Consider the following 16,010-nt stretch of genomic DNA (forward strand, 5'->3'; position numbering starts at 1 on the left):
TGCTCTCCTAGGTGTTTCGGCCGCCGTTGACACCGATCACTTGTCCGGTGATGTAGCTCGCGTCGTCGCCGACCAAGAACGAACAGGCCCCGGCGATGTCCTGTGCTGTCCCGACGCGGCCGACCGGGGTGCGCTCGATCTGCTGGTCCACCGAGATCAGTCCCTGACTCTCGTGGTCGCGCATCATCGGGGTGTCGATGAAGCCCGGTGGGATCGCGTTGACGGTGATGCCGTGCTTGGCGAACTCGAGGGCGAGCACTTTGGTCAGGCCGTTCACGGCGGACTTCGACGACACGTACGCCGCCATCTGCGCGACGCCACCATGGGTGCTCGAGGACGAAATGTTCACGATCCGGCCCCAGCCGGCCTCGATCATGTGCGGGAGGACGGCCTGGCAGCAGTCGAAGGTGCCGGTGAGGTTGATGGCGTGCACCAGATCCCACAGGTCCCTGGTCACGTCGAGGGTCGGACCCGCGACGGTCTTCCCGGCACTGTTCACCAGGATCTGCGGGGCGCCGAGCCGGCTCTTCACCTCATCGATTCCGGCGTCTATCGCGCTGCGGTCGGTGACGTCGACCTCGATCCCGATCGCGGTACCACCGCCTGACTCGATCTGTGCCGCTGCCTCTTTCGCCGAGGCGCCGTCGCGATCGAACAATGCGACAGCATTGCCGTCGGTGGCGAGACGTTGTGCGATCGCCAGTCCGATCCCGGAACCTGCGCCCGTGACGACCGCAACCCGCGGGCTCATTCGGAGGCTCCGGTCCGGTCTCGGTCGATCCTGATGTCGAACGTCACGAACTCACGCATGGTTGAGGTCCTCTCGGGGGTTCTGTGGTGAGGGGTTGGGGAAATCGTTTGAAGGGCAACACCATTGCTATCCCTCGGAGGCCCAGGTGGCGTACTCGGAATAGTTGGGCATCTCTTCCGAGTTGGCCTTCGGGTCGATGACGACGTGGATCACCCCGGGTCGGCCGCTGGCATAGGCCCGGTTGATTGCCGGGCCGATCTCGATCTCTTTCTCGACGTACTCGCCATAGCAGCCAAAACCCTCGGCAACCCGGTCAAGCCGGGTGCTCTCGCTCCAGTGCCCGCCGGTCTCACGGGATCCTGGCCCGAAGGTGCGTTTGTAGACGCCGACCTCGAGACCCCAGGAATAGTCGACCCCCACGACGCAGACCAGCGGAAGGTTCAGTCTCGACGCAGTTTCGAGTTCGGCGATGTGGAACAGGAAGGCGGAGTCGCCGGTCACCAACATGACGGGTCGCTTTCCACCGTCGGCGACCGATGCCCCGATCGCGTAGGGCAGACCGGTACCGAGGTGACCGAAGTTCTGATTCCAGATCACGTCATGCGGCTTGGCCTGCGAGTATGTCCACCCGAAAATCGTGGTTGCACCACCGTCGCGGACCATGATGCCTTCCGGTGGGAACGCTTTGGTGGCCTCTACGGCCAGACGTGCCGGATGTATCGGACTCTGTCCGGCCGGGGCGGACTCGGCAACTTCGGCGAGGTGCGCCTTCTCGTCGGAGATCAACTGTGCCAGTTCGCCGGTGGGCTGCCGCGGAGTGTCCGCGAGGGCCTCGACGAGCTGTGGGACGATCGCTCGCAGGTCACCGACCAGGGGTACGTCGATCGGCCGGTTGACACCGATCGCGGTCGGATCCTGTTCGACCAGGACCCATTTACGGGTGGCGTCGTTGGACGCCCAGTGGCGTCCGCGACCGAAGTGCACCGGTTCGCCGAGTTCGGTACCGAGGGCCACGCACAGATCCGACTTCTCGACGGCTTCGACCGAGGAAGGGGAGAAGCCATACGGGAAGGTGCGGTCTTCCAGACCCTCGATATATGAGGTGCCCCCGGAGGTTTGGATCACCGGGCAGGCCATCAGTTCGGCGAGTGCGCGCACCGGTTCGGCGGTCCGCGCCGTGTGGACGCCGTGACCGACCAGGAGGACCGGGTGCTGGGCAGTCCGGATCAATTCGGCGGCCCGGGTGATCGATTCGGCGCCCGCCGCCTGGCCGACGATGCGATAGCGTTCGGGCGGCAGGGGAGGCAGCACATCGAGTTCTTCGAGGATCACATTTGACGGGTATTCGATGTAGACCGGGCCAGGGGTCCCGGAGACCGCCTTGCGCAGGCCTTCTCGGATGATCTCGTCGGTTTGGTCGGCGTATTCGATGCTGGCCGAATACTTGACGGAGGGTTCGAACAGTGCGGATTGCTGGACGAATTGGATACGCCCGCGGCGGACCCGCTGCTCGGTGATCCGGGCCCGCTGACCGCCGATGAACATCACCGGGGAGTTCTCGACCTTCGCGCACATCATGGCCCCGGCCAGGTTGGCCACGCCGGGACCGAGTGTGCCGATACAGACGGCGGGCTGACCTGTCATGCGGGAGACCGCTTCGGCCATGAACCCCGCCGCCTCTTCGTGGTGAGGCGCCACGACCTGCCAACCGCGTTCGTCGGCGAGATGGAACATATGGACGAAGTTGGGGTCCGGAATACCGAACAGTGTCTTGATGCCCTCTGCCTCAAGGAGATCGAGGATTCGTTCATACACCTTGACTGTCATTGATGATCCTTTGTGTATCGGGGTATCCGGAACCTTCACTGCGTTGTCTGGGGTTGGGATGGATCAACGGGTGATGGCAGCCCGGAACGACTCGTCCTTGAGGAACAGGGAGATGTTGTCGGCATCGAGGTGGTTCCACTTGAGGTTGAGCCCCCCGTCGACGAGCAACGTCTGCCCGGTGACGTAGGAGGCGAGGTCCGACAGCAGGAACAACGCTGCGCCGGCCTGCTCGTCAGGCCGGGCGCGGCGTCCCATCGTGATCGCCCGCCGGTCGCGATCGACGTCTTTGTCGACGTAGGTGCCGGACGACGGGGTTTCCGTGACCCCTGGTGCGATCGCGTTGACCCGGATTTCGTCCTGCGCGAGCTCGACCGCCATCGTGCGCGTGGCGGCGACGATCGCGGCTTTCGCAGTGCCATAGGCGATATGGAAGGGGGCAGAGTTCATCCCGCTGATCGACGACGTCGACACGATCGAACCCGGACGCCCTTGCCTGCGGAGTTCGGCTGCAACCGCCTGGCTCATGAAGAACATCGTTTCGAGGTTCTGGGCAAACAGCTCCCGCCAGGTCTCCCGGGTGACCCGCGTGGCCCGCATCCAGGTCTCCGGCGCAGCGCCGCCGGCAATGTTGACGAGGCCATAGAGGTGGTCCTCAGTGGCGGCCACCCGATCCATCACGGTTGCGATGCCGTCGTCGGTGCCGACATCGGCGGATACCGGGATCACCGAAAAGCCCTCCGTCACCAGAGGTTCGATGTGGGTGCCGAGCTTTTCCTCGGACCGGCTCACCGCGAGGACGGTGGCGCCGGCGCGGGCCACTGCGCGGGTGACCGCCGTGCCGATTCCACCACCGGCTGCGCCGGCGACGATGACTATCCGGCCGGTCAGGTCGATCATGTTCTCGCTCACGGGCGGTCTCACTTTCCCGGGGGCACGGATCTGCTTTCGCTCGCGCTAGGCGGGGTGCTCCCTGCGATCGTACGAACGCGCGGGGATCGCGGTTCGATGTCAGGCGTAAAGGGTTGCCGCACTGGACAAAGGAAGCCAGTGGGAACCGGCGTGCGTGGATCAGGGCGAGGAGAACGCCCGGTCCGGATCGTGCGCGTCTCGGCGGGAGCGCTCAGTGCCCTTTCGTGACCATATGCAATCCTCGCAAGGATTGCAATGCTTGCTAATTATGAGCCAGAAGTGCATCATTGCTGTGATGGCGATCACCATCAAGGGTTCGGGTGGGGGTGCCGGCGTACTTCGGCGGACCGCGCACACCGCCCGGGTCTCGCCGTTGCCGGGTATTACCACCTGGCTAACTGGATTCACTTGCAACAAAAAACTTTTCGGTTGGTCGAATGCGTATACGAGCTGTCCCGTTGATAATTCATCCGAGTTGGGGTCGATTGCCGGCGCCGGGCAGAACCGTTGTGCACCTGCTTGATTCGATCCCCGATACGTGAAGTGGCCGTCGTGGTCGATCGACGGAGATGTGAGATGACGGGAGAAGTCGTTGAAGGTAACCGGACGAACGAGGGCAGCGGGCCGCACCACAATCGCACTGGCTGCAGTGGGATTGGTTGTCGCCGCCTGCGGTGGACCATCGGACGCGAACCAAAGCGCAGGAGGCACGCCCCAGCGGGGTGGTGAAATCGTCATGGCGATCAACACCGAGGGCCAGAGCATGGACCCCGCCTGGTGTGCGTTGATGGCGCCCGACAGGTGCGCACCGGTGTTCGGGACCCTGCTCGAGTACGACCCGGAGTCAGGCGAACTCGGTGCCGGCATGGCCGAATCCTTCGAGTCGGCGGACGGCAGGGCCTGGACACTCAAGCTTCGCGACGGCATGACGTTCTCCGACGGGACGCCGTTCGACGCCGAAGCGGTCGCTTTCAACTGGAACCGGCTCAAGGATCCGGCGACATTGTCGTCCTCACTTCCGTACCTCACCCCGCTCACGTGGCAGGTGGTCGACCCGTTGACCCTCGAGGTCACCTCCGAACAGCCGAACTTCAACCTTCCGTCCCTGATGGCGGCGCCGCTGGGAATGATCGCCTCTCCCACCGCGATCACGGAGAAGGGGCCGGACTTCGGGAACCAGCCGGTCGGTGCCGGTCCGTTCATCCTGGAGAGCTGGACACGTAACGCGGAAGCGAAATTCACGGCCAATCCCGACTATTGGGGCGAGGGGCCGTTCATCGACAGCTTCGTCCTCAAGGTCATCTCGCAGGATGACCAGCGGATGAACACCCTGCGTTCGGGTGAGATCGACATCGCCTGGTCACTGCAGTCCAAGAATGCACAGGCTGCGGAGGCCGAAGGATTCACCGTGTATGACATCCCGCTGGTCGGCGGAACGGGAGTGAACTTCAACCTCACCGATCCGACCATGCAGGACAGCGGGCTGCGTTCGGCACTTCTCCACGCCATCGACAACAAGCAGATCGTTGCCGCCGTGTGGCCGGCCGACAAGCCGGCCGATGCATTCCTGTTCCCGGACAGCCCCTATCGAGATGATGCGCTCGGGATGTATCCCGAGAAGAACGTCGAGGAGGCACAGAAGCAGTTCGACGCGTACCTGAAGAAGACCGGCAAGTCCGACGTGACGGTGACGCTGAGTACATATGCCGGCATCCCCGACCTCGATCTCGTCGGTCAGCTCCTGCAGTCGCAGCTTCAGGAGATCGACGGCCTCACCGTCAAGATCGACGCCATGGATTTCGCCACCCTCGAAGGCCAACGCCATTCCGGGACCTACCAGATGGCCTTGGGTGCTCAGCTCTCCGATGACATCGACATGATGTACGAGGTCTTTCACACCGACGGTGCCAGGAACTTCACCAACTACTCGAACCCCGAAGTCGACGCGGCCCTCGAGACGACGCGAACCTCCAAAGATGCTGCTGAGATCGAGAAGGCATATGCAAAGGTCAACGGCCTGGTGTCGCAGCAGGCTCCGATGCTGACCTTCCGGTACCAGAACGGCTACATCTTCACCTCGGACAAGGTGAACGACCTGAACGTCGTCGGCTCGTCGGGTGGTGCTGGAGTACGTCTCGACCGCGCCTGGATCGCACAGTAACGGCGTTTTACGCCAAAGAGGGAGTGCAACGTGCGTGGACAAGCAATCCGTTGGATGGTCGCGGTCGGTAATTTCCTGCTCCTGCTCGCGGCGGTGACCATCGCGGTATTCCTTCTGCTGGAACTGATCCCCGGTGATCCGGTGGACGGGCTGGTTCCTGCGGGAGCCAGTGAGGAAATGCGTCAACAGGCGCGGCAGATGTACGGCCTCGACCAGCCGCTCGTCGAGCGTTATCTGTCGTGGCTGGGCGGAATCATGCAGGGAGACTTCGGCAGGTCGTATACGACCCGGATGCCGGTCATGACCGCTGTGGGTGAACGTGCCCCGGTGTCACTGGAACTCGCCGCGCTGGCGATGATCGTGGCCCTGGTGATCTCGATACCGGTGGCGGTGTGGTCGGCATACCGGCCGCGGGGTGTCGTAGACCGCATCGCGACAGCGGTGACCTCCGCGACGCTGGCCATCCCGTCGTTCGTACTCGGCATCCTGCTGGTGTACGTCTTCGCGGTCGAGATGGGCGTGCTGCCGGTCCTCGGCTGGGTGTCCTTTGCCGAGGATCCGGTCAAGCACTTCGAGTATCTGATCCTGCCGGTGATGACCTTGGCGGCCGGAGAATGTGTGTTGTTCACCCGACTTCTCAAGGGCGACATGATGGCAACCCTGCAGCAGGATCATGTCCTGTCTGCGCGGGCCCGCGGTCTGCCGACCTGGCGCATCCTCATCCGGCATGCACTCAAGCAGTCGTCCTTCTCGCTGGTCACAGTCTCCGGGGTGGTGATCGGTCGCCTCATCGGGGGCACCGTGATCGTCGAATCGATCTTTGCGATACCAGGTTTGGGCACGCTTGTGGTCACCTCGATCCAATCCCGCGACTTCATCGTCGTCCAGGCCATCGTGTTGCTGAGTGCCCTGCTGTTCCTGACCCTCAACGCACTTGTCGATGTCACGTATCCGTGGCTCGACCCCAGAGTGAGAAAGGTGCGCACCTCATGACCGAGACCATCAGGCAGTCCTCGGGCGCAGAGGCGATTCTGGCCGCCTCCGGTCCGGAACGGATGTTCCTGCCCAAACGGCGCCGACGCCGTGCCGTCGGGGCGCTCGTGGGCGCCATCTGGCTGGGGCTGATGATGTTTGCCGCGATCACCGCCTCATGGCTACCGCTACCGGATCCGGGCGAGATCAGCGACGACTTCAGTGCGTCGCCGTTCTCCTCGTGGGAGCACGTCCTGGGCACCGATTCGCTGGGCCGGGATGTATTGTCCCGCTGCATCTACGGTGCGCGGGTGTCACTGATCGTGGCCATCGGCAGCACATTGATCGCTCTGGTCATCGGCGTGAGCTGTGGACTGGTCGCCGGCTACTTCCGCGGTGCAGCGGACCGGGTCCTGTCCCTGTTCATCAACTTTCTGCTGTCCTTCCCGGCGCTCATATTCCTGATCGCGCTCGTCGCCGCCATGGGCCCGAGCCTGACCACGTTGCTGATCGGTCTGTCCCTGCTGGGCATCCCGAACTTCGCACGGGTGGCGCGGGCCAACACGATTGCTTTCTCCGACCGCGAGTTCGTGACCGCTGCGAAAGCCCTCGGCGCGGGTCCATTGCGGGTGCTGCGCCGAGAACTGCTCGCAAATGTCATGTTGCCGGTGATGTCGCTGGCCTTGGTCGTCATGGCGACCCTGGTCGTCGCGGAGGGAAGTTTGAGCTTCCTCGGACTCGGGATACCGCCCCCGACACCGAGTTGGGGCGGGATGCTCGCGGCCGGTCGGGAGTCGCTGGCCACCGACCCCTACCTGGTGCTGGTTCCAGCAGTGTTCTTCTTCCTCACGGTGTATTCGTTCAATGTCCTCGGTGACTGGGTGCGGGGCCGGATCGGAAGAGAGTCAGCACTATGAGCCCCGAGATCGCGACCGCTGAAGTCGGCGAGAACATTCCGGTGGCCGGCTCACCACTGCTCGAAGTGCGGGATCTGCATGTCTGGTTCGACACCCCACGTGGCGCTGTCCGCGCGGTCGGTGGCGTCGACCTCGACGTCGCGGCCGGACGCACCGTCGGCGTCGTGGGGGAGTCGGGATCGGGAAAGTCGGTGCTCTGCCGCGCGATGATGCGAATCCTCGCCCCCAACGCGCACATCATGCCCGGCAGCGAGATCCGTTTCGACGGCAAGAACCTGGCGACCGTCTCCCCGAAGAAACACAAGCACCTGTGGGGTGTGGATGTCGCGATGGTGTTCCAGGACCCGATGACATCGCTGACCCCGGTGCTGACGATAGGCAGCCAACTCACCGAGACCCTGCGTTACCACCGGGGTTTGAGCAAAGACGCCGCGAAGGAGACGGCGATTCGTCTGCTCACCTCGGTGGGGATCCCGGAGCCGGCGACCCGGTTCGATCAGTACCCGCACAACTTGTCCGGAGGCATGCGTCAGCGGGTGACCATCGCCCTGGCGATCTCGTGTTCACCGAAACTGCTCATCGCAGACGAGCCCACCACAGCGCTCGACGTCACCGTGCAACAGCAGATCCTCGACCTCCTATCGGATCTGCAGCGGGAATCGGGCATGGGATTGGTGCTGGTCACCCACGACCTCGGCGTCGTTGCCGGCCGGGCCGACACCGTTGTTGTCATGTACGCCGGGAAGATTGTCGAAAAGGCGCCGACTGTCGAGCTTTTCGAACGTATGCGCCATCCGTACACGCGGGCGTTGATCGACGCGATCCCCCGGCTCTCGCAACCGAGCCACACCCATCTGCCGGCGATCCCGGGACGTCCTCCGGTCGTGATCGACCCGCCGCCGGGATGTGCATTCGCGCCGCGTTGCCCATCGGCACAGGCGAGATGTCTCACCGAGACGCCGGTATTGGAAACCACACCCGGGCAAGCGCATTCGGTGGCCTGCTTCTTTCCGCTCGGCACACCGGCCGGTCGCGAGGCGCGGGAGGCGAATGCGGTTGCGGGCCATACCGCGGCCGGCACCATCTTCGAGAAGAAGGATGTGATCTGACATGGCCGGCAGTGGAACCGCCCATCTCCGGACCGACGACGACGTGCTGCTCGGTGTCCGGAACCTCACGGTCGAATACCGCGGCAAGGGCAATGAACGCGTCCATGCGGTTTCGGACGTCAGTTTCGATGCCCGACGAGGTGAGACCGTCGGGTTGGTCGGGGAGTCCGGCTGCGGCAAATCCAGTGCGGCCAAATCGATCATGCAGCTTCCCCCACCGACCTCCGGTTCGGTGACCCTCGACGGGGTGGAGATCGTCGGGCTCGGCGGCAGCGACATGCGCCGCCAGCGCGGCAAGTTGCAGATGATCTTCCAGGACCCCATCTCATCGCTCAACCCACTGAGGCGGGTCGAGGACATCGTCGCCGAGGGCCTGCGGATCCAGGGCAATCTGACCAAGTCGGAGATCATCGCGCGGACCCGGGCGATGATCGAGCGGGTCGGCCTCGATCCGGACACCGCCTCCGACCGACGCCCCCACGAGTTCTCCGGCGGTCAGTGCCAACGCATCTCGATCGCGCGGGCCATGGTCCTGGACCCGGAGATCGTCATCTGCGACGAACCGGTGTCCGCTCTCGACGTCCTGGTGCAGGCCCAGATCATCAACCTCCTCAAAGAGATGAGGGACCGGTATCAGCTCACGTTGGTGTTCATCGCGCATGATCTGGCGGTGGTCAAGAACCTCAGTGACCGCGTTGTGGTGATGTACCTCGGCAAGGTGTGCGAGGTCGCGGCCACCGAAGAACTGTTCTCGTCGCCGGTACACCCTTATACGCGCGCCCTGATCAACTCGGTCCCCGAGCCCGACCCGACCGCGCCGGTGTCGCAGGCACAGCTGCAGGGCGATCTGCCATCACCGATGAACCCGCCCAGCGGCTGTCGCTTCCGGACGCGTTGTCCTTCGGTGCAAGATCGTTGTGCAACAGACGAACCGGAGATCAGGGAGATCCGTCCCGGGCACTTCGCGGCTTGTCACTACCCGCACGTCGACGGTCAACCGGTCAAGACGCTCGGGTCCGCTTCGGGGGAGTGATCAGTCGGGTTCGCCGGCGGTGGGGTTTGCGTCGGTGATGGTGTCTTGAAGCTCGGCGTTGATTCGGTGGGCCTCGGCGAGTTGGTCTTCGAGGATGATGATGCGGCACGCGGCCTCTAGGGGTGTGCCGTGATCGATGAGTTCACGGGCGCGAGAAGCGATGCGTAGCTGGTAGCGCGAGTAGCGGCGGTGTCCGCCTTCTGAGCGCTGTGGAGCCAAAAGTTTGGCGGCGTCGAGGCTGCGTAGGAAAGCTTGCGTGACGCCGAGGATTTCGGCAGCGTGACCCATGCTGTACGCCGGGTAATCTTCGTCGTCAAGCTTGTTGGACGGGTGGTCGCCGGCCGATTCTTGCGAAATGGGGACTTCTCTCTGTCGATGAACAGGGCCCCCGGCGCAGGGGGTTGCGCCGGGGGCCGGGATGAACTCACTGACATCACTGCACATGTCGACTTTGCTGGACTCGCCTAGATGTCCAGGTCAGCCAACGTAGGGGGCGCCCAGGCACGACCATCAAACACAAACTTCGCCTGGGCACGACCCCTGTCTTGCGGTACTGCTTGCGGGTAGTTCGTCTCTCCCGCGCCTCGTGATTCTTCCTTTGTTACGAAAAGAAGCTTACAACAGACAGTCCTGGATGTCTACACCCGGTACTGCAGATTTTCTGTATGTGCGAAATCAACCCGTTCGCGGACTGTACTGGTCGAGCACTGATCCACCCTGCAGAGCTGCGGCCCCAGCCCGCCGCCCGGGTCTTGTTTCTCAAACCCCGCCGAGCACGATCAGGAATTACGCTGACCTTTGCCGGTCTTTCCCGTTCCGGCTACTCGGATTTCAGTGACCGGTGGCGGAATCGGGGGCGGTGTTGCCGGTGCGCTCAGGATCGCGGGTGTAGTTGTCGGTGTGCTCGTGGTCGTCGCCCTCGATCTCCTTGGCAAGTAAGCCTGAGCCGATGGCCCAGACCGCCGCTCCGATCATGCCCACCCACACTCCGATATCAGTGTTGAGGTCGTCGCCGCGCTCGAGACCTCCCATGGGCTCGATTCCGAAGGCGAGACACTGGACGGTAGCTGCAATACCGACAGCCATCGATACCAGGGTCAGGCCGCGGTGTTGGCCACGCCGCGCCCGCTTGTATGCGTAGACCATGGCAATCAGCAGACCGACGCCCAGGTAGGCGATGAACGGGACCAGAGAGTCGGTCTCGTATCCGGTGCGCGGGTTCGAATCTCCTTCAACGTCCACCCAGTTCAAAAACGGGGCAACGTTGAAAACAACCACGCCAACTGCGGTGACGATCAAACCCGTGCTTGTGGCATGGCGGATTCCCGTGCGCGATGCCCTCATGTTGGTGGTGCGATCGGTGTTCGGACTAGACATGAGAATTCCCCTCGTGGAAGACAAACGAACTCTGGAGTCGACAGCGTGGTGTCAGTGCTTCGACGGGTGCTGGTTCGGCACCGGTGCATTCCCCACTGACACCCCGTGGGTCGAAGGTCCAGATGAGCTTCCAAAAGGTATGCGGAGAGCAGCGCCGGTGACACCGCCAACAAAGTTCCCCAGATCGGTGAGTGCAAACATCCTCTTCGTCGGTACGGTGAGCCAGGTGACCGGTCGACGGTTCGTTGCTGACCGGTTCTTCTTTTCCACAACGGGCGGCCACCGATAGCGGTGGCCGGCAGGCCGGCGAGGGATCAGAGCTTGCGGGCGGCCTGTTCGCCTTCCCAGATGGCGTTGAAGATCCGTCGGGGTGCGTGTGCGTCGCCGACCACCTGGACGTCCATCCCGCTGCCGTGGAGGTCGCCGGCCAGCGCATCGTCGGCGGTGTTGCCGAGTACGAGTACGACGGTATCGACGTCCGTGAGTATCGAAACGTCTTGCGTGTAAACGTCTTTCAGTGTAACGGTGTCACCGTCGATCGCGGTGACCTCTGTTCCGGCCGCGAATGTCGCTCCCGCCCTGCGTAGTTGTCCGAACGCGAAGGGAAGATCGTGAGCATCGGCAAAGGCGTGTCCGAGTTGGGGGTACTGGGAGACGATGTGTACCGGGTGGCGTCGGCTGAGGAGATATTCGGCGGTGACAAAGGCCTGGCGGTCACCGGTGTCGTCGACGATCAGGACCCGATGAGGTATTTCCGCGCGGCCGCCCAGGATCTGCGCCGGCGTAAAGACGTTCCACTGGTCGGAGCCGGGCAGGACCTCCGCGCCCGCCCAGCGCTCGGGATGACGCGATGTCCAACCGTGCCGGATCGGTGTCGAACCGGTGGCTATCACCACCGCGTCATAGTGCCCGATCAGATCATCCGCGCCGGCGCGGTGCCCGAGCGCGACCTTGACGTTGCTCTCGGTGAGTTGTGTTGCCAGCCAATCGGTGACGCCCGACCACTCACCGTACGAGTCCGCCATCGAGATCAATCCGACCTGCCCGCCGAGCGTCGATTCCTGCTCGAACAGTGTCACCTCGTGGCCGAGTTCGGAGGCCGTCAGGGCCGCCCGCAGTCCCGCCGGGCCGCCGCCGACGACCGCGACGGTGCGGGCTCGGCGGGCCCTGCCATCGTCGAGCGTGAATGCCCGCTCCCGACCGACCTTCGGGTTGTGGATGCAGGCGAGCGGGCCGCGCGCGAACGAGGCGACACACCAGTTCGAACCGACACAGGGCCGGATGGTGCCCGGGCGTCCCCGCTGCGCCTTCTCCGCCCACCGGGGGTCGGCGATCAGCTGACGCGCCATCCCGACGAATTGTGCTCTGCCGGTGGAGAGTATGTCCTCGGCCATCTCCGGGGTGGTGATGCGTCCGACCGCGACAACGGGAACCGAGACCGCCCGGGTGATGGCGGCGGTGTCGGAAACCTCGTATCCGGCAGGTCGGGCAGCCGACGTTCCGTAGATCTGCATCCGGTCCAGGTAGGTGCCCTGGCTGGTCGAGATGTAGTCGACGGCGCCCCAGCGATCGATCTCGGTGGCGATCTGGACCCAGTCGGCGTTGGTCAGGCCCGCGGTGGCATCGCCGTCGCTGCTGTTGAGCCGGATCCCCAGGATCCGATCGGACGGGACGATTCGTCGTACATCGTCGACGATCCGCCGAACGATCCGCATCCGGTTCTCGAACGAGCCACCGTAGTCGTCACTGCGGTGATTGGTTGCCGAAGAAAGGAATTGACCGAGCAGGTAACCATGGGCCAGGCCATGGACCTCGATACCGTCGACCCCACCCTCGATCGCGTACTCGGCCGCCCGCACGTAATGCGCAACCAGCTCGTCGATCTCGCCCGGTGTCATCTCGTGGGGGATCTCTCGATACACCGTGTCGGGCACAGCGCTCGGCGCCCACGTCGGCAGCCGGCTGATGATCCCGTCGGTCTGCCGTCCGCGGTGCCACAGTTGTGCCAGCAGAAGAGTTCCGTGCGGATGTACGGCGTCGGCCACCGTGCGGTAGCTCTCGACCACGGCGCGATCGTAGGCGAGGATCACCCCGCGCCGCGGTTGGCTCGTGGGATGAACTGCCATGGCCTCCATGGTGATGACGGCGACACCCCCGCGAGCGCGCTCGGCGTAATAGTCCGCGCTGGCATCGGCGAACGTACCGTCGGTGGAGAACTCGGTGGCATGGGCGGTCATCCAGACCCGGTTGCGGGCCGTGCGGGGCCCGAGCTCGATCGGAGAGAACAACGTCGGGTACGCGTGGGGCATGTCTGGCTCCAATACCTGGCCATCGGTGAAGGTCGTGGGCGGTCAGTGGTCCGACAACAGCTGTCCGAAACCTGCCATCTGATCCGTTATCCCGTTGCTGCGCAGTGCATGCCAGTACGTGATGGTGTTGACGGCCAACACCGGTAGGCCGAGTCGCGCTTCGGCCTCGGCCGCGATGCGGCCGGCACACATGTTGGCACCGAACTGGACGATGGCACGTGGGCGGGTCTGCGCGAGGCGGTCGAATCCTTCTTGGATGGTTTCCCTTGTGGTGTGCGCGATCTGTACTGCGCTGGGGGCGCGTAGATGGATGGCGTCGTGCAGTTGGTAACCGCTCTTCTCGACGAAGGTGCGCAGATGTCCTTCCGACACCGGTTGGTAGGGCGTGAGCAGCGCGATCGGGCCATCGCTCACGCCGACCGCGCGCAGGGCGGCGGGTATCGCGTCGCCCGCATGGACGAGCCGCAGATCATCGCCGAACTTGGCTCGAAGTCGTTGCTGGATACCGGCGCCGGCTTCGGGGTCGCCGTATACGGCCTCGATGGACACGCCGAGGACGATGCAGTCCGGTTCACAGGTCAGAACCCGCTCGACCGCGTCGTCGAGGCCGCGATCGATGTCGCGGACCAACAATTCGAAGTCATCGTCGTTGTTGGTGATCCGGTCGGGGATGTGAATGCGTCCGATGTGGTTGGTGACACCGGTCGGCCGCATGTCGTCGTATTCGGGCTGTACGACGGTGTTCACCGACGGTGTCACAATCCCCAATTTCAGTCGCCAACCCAACGCATCGGCCATGAGCGATCTCCCTCTGGTGGTAGGGACCTGAGTTGCCGAAAGGCAAACGGTGCCTTTATTGCATACACCTTTGATTGCAATCCTAGCAAGGATTGAAATAGTTATGAGGAAGACCTACATTGCATACACATCCATTCATGCGGTCGCGGTTTTCTTGCCGCAATGATGAAAAGGGGAGCAGATGGCCACACTCACCACGCGCAAATTGACCGACGTCGTCGGAGCCGAGCTGGTCGACGTCGACATCGATCGACTTCGCAACGACGAGGAATTGCCCGCCGCGTGTATGGCCGCACTGGAAGAACACGGGGTTCTGTTGCTGCGTGGCCTGCCCATCGATGATGAGGTACAGGTCGGGTTCTGCCGGAAACTCGGTGATCTCGTGCAATTCCCCAACTATCCGAACCCGGACGTGATGGAGATCAGTTTCGATCCGTCGAATCCGAATGTGCGCTATTTCTCGAGCAACGACCATTGGCACTTCGACGGATCGATGGACGAAACGCCCGCGAAGGCTGTCGCGCTCACGGCGCATGTGCTGGCGAGTGAGGGCGGTGAGACGGAATTCAGCAGCACCTATGCGGCCTATGACGTACTGACCGAAGAAGAAAAACAGCGATACGCAGACCTACGGGTATTGCATACGTTCGAGGCCATCCAGCGTCGCAGCCATCCGGAACCGACTCCGGAACAACTGGCGGACTGGGCGACGTGGCCTGAACGGGAACATCCCCTGGTGTGGGAGCACCGATCCGGGCGCCGATCATTGGTGTTCGGCCACAGCGCTTCTCACGTCGTTGGGATGGATGTCGACGAAGGTCGCGCCTTGCTGGCGGACCTGGAGAGGCGCGCCACGTCACCCGAGCGGGTGTTGCGGCACGAGTGGCAGGTGGGGGACATGGTCATCTGGGACAACCTCGGACTGTTGCATCGCGCCTGCCCTTTCGATCGGACCGAGGCGCGCCGGATGCACCGCACCACCCTGGCCGGAACCGAGCAGATCATCTGAAGACCCCGACAGATCCCCGAGGCCACGAGAATACAAAGGACCACACATGCAACTGAAGGACAAGGTCGCGGTTGTCACCGGTGCCGGATCAGGTATCGGCAAGTCGATCGCACATCTGTTTGCCGCCGAGGGCGCAAAGGTGGTGTGCGCGAGCGTAACCGGGCGGGCCCTCGATGTGGCCGCGGACATCGGTGAGGCGGCGGTGGGCGTGAAGGCGGACATCAGCGTCGAAGAGGATGTCCAACGCATGATCGCGACCGCGGAGGAATCGTTCGGCCGGGTCGACATCCTGGTCAACAACGCCGGGTTCGGCGGCAGCATGATGCCGCTGCATCTGCAGAGCACCGAGGACTGGGACCGGATTCACGACGTGAACCTGCGCGGGGTCTTCCTGTGCATGAAGTACGGGGTCCGCTCGATGCTGAAGTCCGGCGGTGGATCCATTGTGAACATCTCCTCGATGACCGCGATGGTCGGCTTCAAACATCACGGCGTCTACGGCGCGGCGAAGGCCGGCGTCAATCAGCTGACCCGAACCGGGGCGCTCGACTACGTCGACGACAACATCCGGGTCAACGCGGTCTGCCCCGGGACGGTGTGGACCGGACTGGTCGCGATGTCCAAGGATCATCCGACGCCGCCTCCGGAAGCCAGTCGGGTGCCGGGCATCCCGATGGATCGCTGGGGGATGCCTGACGAAATAGCCTCGGCAGCCTTGTTTTTCGCCGGTGATGCCTCGTCGTACATCACCGGGGTGCTGATGCCGGCCGACGGCGGCTACTCGGTCGGGTTCTCCGGCATGGGTGCCGAGAAGTCGGGGCGGACGCCCCACTGAACC

The 16,010-nt window shown here is 63.7% G+C and carries 14 protein-coding genes; 7 read left to right on the forward strand and 7 right to left on the reverse strand.

Annotated features, from left to right (window positions below):
- Positions 1 to 7 precede the first annotated feature (7 nt).
- The 3 genes from AC51GT_RS10250 to AC51GT_RS10260 all read right to left on the reverse strand — a co-directional run bounded on the left by AC51GT_RS10250 (position 8) and on the right by AC51GT_RS10260 (position 3,475).
- Positions 8 to 751: an SDR family NAD(P)-dependent oxidoreductase gene (locus AC51GT_RS10250; RefSeq protein WP_496324389.1), complete on the reverse strand. Its 744-nt coding sequence runs from the start codon at positions 749 to 751 to the stop codon at positions 8 to 10.
- A gap of 126 nt (positions 752 to 877) precedes the next feature.
- Positions 878 to 2,578: a thiamine pyrophosphate-binding protein gene (locus AC51GT_RS10255; RefSeq protein ID WP_496328680.1), complete on the reverse strand. Its 1,701-nt coding sequence runs from the start codon at positions 2,576 to 2,578 to the stop codon at positions 878 to 880.
- 63 nt (positions 2,579 to 2,641) lie between these two features.
- Positions 2,642 to 3,475, reverse strand: a complete 834-nt coding sequence (locus AC51GT_RS10260) for an SDR family NAD(P)-dependent oxidoreductase (protein WP_496328825.1) — start codon at positions 3,473 to 3,475, stop codon at positions 2,642 to 2,644.
- Positions 3,476 to 4,223: 748 nt separating this feature from the next.
- Here AC51GT_RS10260 and AC51GT_RS10265 point away from each other — a divergent pair.
- From AC51GT_RS10265 to AC51GT_RS10285, 5 genes are read left to right on the forward strand one after another with little or no spacing between them, the layout of a single operon-like run.
- Positions 4,224 to 5,648, forward strand: a complete 1,425-nt coding sequence (locus AC51GT_RS10265) for an ABC transporter substrate-binding protein (RefSeq protein WP_496328681.1) — start codon at positions 4,224 to 4,226, stop codon at positions 5,646 to 5,648.
- Between the two features lie 30 nt (positions 5,649 to 5,678).
- Positions 5,679 to 6,641: an ABC transporter permease gene (locus tag AC51GT_RS10270; protein ID WP_496324392.1), complete on the forward strand. Its 963-nt coding sequence runs from the start codon at positions 5,679 to 5,681 to the stop codon at positions 6,639 to 6,641.
- Complete coding sequence (locus AC51GT_RS10275; protein ID WP_496328682.1) at positions 6,638 to 7,537, forward strand: ABC transporter permease; 900 nt, start codon at positions 6,638 to 6,640, stop codon at positions 7,535 to 7,537. The genes AC51GT_RS10270 and AC51GT_RS10275 overlap by 4 nt, the downstream gene beginning before the upstream one ends.
- The gene (locus AC51GT_RS10280; protein ID WP_496328683.1) at positions 7,534 to 8,646 is read left to right on the forward strand and encodes an ABC transporter ATP-binding protein; all 1,113 of its coding nucleotides are present in this window, start codon (positions 7,534 to 7,536) and stop codon (positions 8,644 to 8,646) included. The genes AC51GT_RS10275 and AC51GT_RS10280 overlap by 4 nt, the downstream gene beginning before the upstream one ends.
- A gap of 1 nt (position 8,647) precedes the next feature.
- Positions 8,648 to 9,679, forward strand: coding sequence for an ABC transporter ATP-binding protein (locus AC51GT_RS10285; RefSeq protein WP_496328684.1), 1,032 nt, complete (start codon positions 8,648 to 8,650; stop codon positions 9,677 to 9,679).
- On the opposite strand, the gene AC51GT_RS10290 is transcribed toward AC51GT_RS10285, so the two are convergent.
- The 4 genes from AC51GT_RS10290 to AC51GT_RS10305 all read right to left on the reverse strand — a co-directional run bounded on the left by AC51GT_RS10290 (position 9,680) and on the right by AC51GT_RS10305 (position 14,163).
- On the reverse strand, positions 9,680 to 10,123 hold the full coding sequence (locus AC51GT_RS10290) for a helix-turn-helix domain-containing protein (RefSeq protein WP_496328685.1): 444 nt from the start codon (positions 10,121 to 10,123) through the stop codon (positions 9,680 to 9,682).
- A gap of 387 nt (positions 10,124 to 10,510) precedes the next feature.
- Entirely contained in the window at positions 10,511 to 10,921 is a 411-nt protein-coding gene (locus AC51GT_RS10295) for a hypothetical protein (RefSeq protein WP_496324397.1), read from the reverse strand.
- Between the two features lie 449 nt (positions 10,922 to 11,370).
- The gene (locus AC51GT_RS10300; protein ID WP_496328686.1) at positions 11,371 to 13,365 is read right to left on the reverse strand and encodes an oxidoreductase; all 1,995 of its coding nucleotides are present in this window, start codon (positions 13,363 to 13,365) and stop codon (positions 11,371 to 11,373) included.
- 42 nt (positions 13,366 to 13,407) lie between these two features.
- Complete coding sequence (locus tag AC51GT_RS10305) at positions 13,408 to 14,163, reverse strand: maleate cis-trans isomerase family protein (RefSeq protein ID WP_496328687.1); 756 nt, start codon at positions 14,161 to 14,163, stop codon at positions 13,408 to 13,410.
- 181 nt (positions 14,164 to 14,344) lie between these two features.
- Here AC51GT_RS10305 and AC51GT_RS10310 point away from each other — a divergent pair, with 181 nt between their 5' ends.
- On the forward strand, positions 14,345 to 15,172 hold the full coding sequence (locus tag AC51GT_RS10310) for a TauD/TfdA dioxygenase family protein (RefSeq protein WP_496328688.1): 828 nt from the start codon (positions 14,345 to 14,347) through the stop codon (positions 15,170 to 15,172).
- A gap of 46 nt (positions 15,173 to 15,218) precedes the next feature.
- Entirely contained in the window at positions 15,219 to 16,007 is a 789-nt protein-coding gene (locus tag AC51GT_RS10315; protein WP_496324401.1) for an SDR family NAD(P)-dependent oxidoreductase, read from the forward strand.
- The last annotated feature ends 3 nt before the right edge of the window (positions 16,008 to 16,010 follow it).

The sequence above is a fragment of the Williamsia sp. z34 genome, assembly GCF_059553395.1.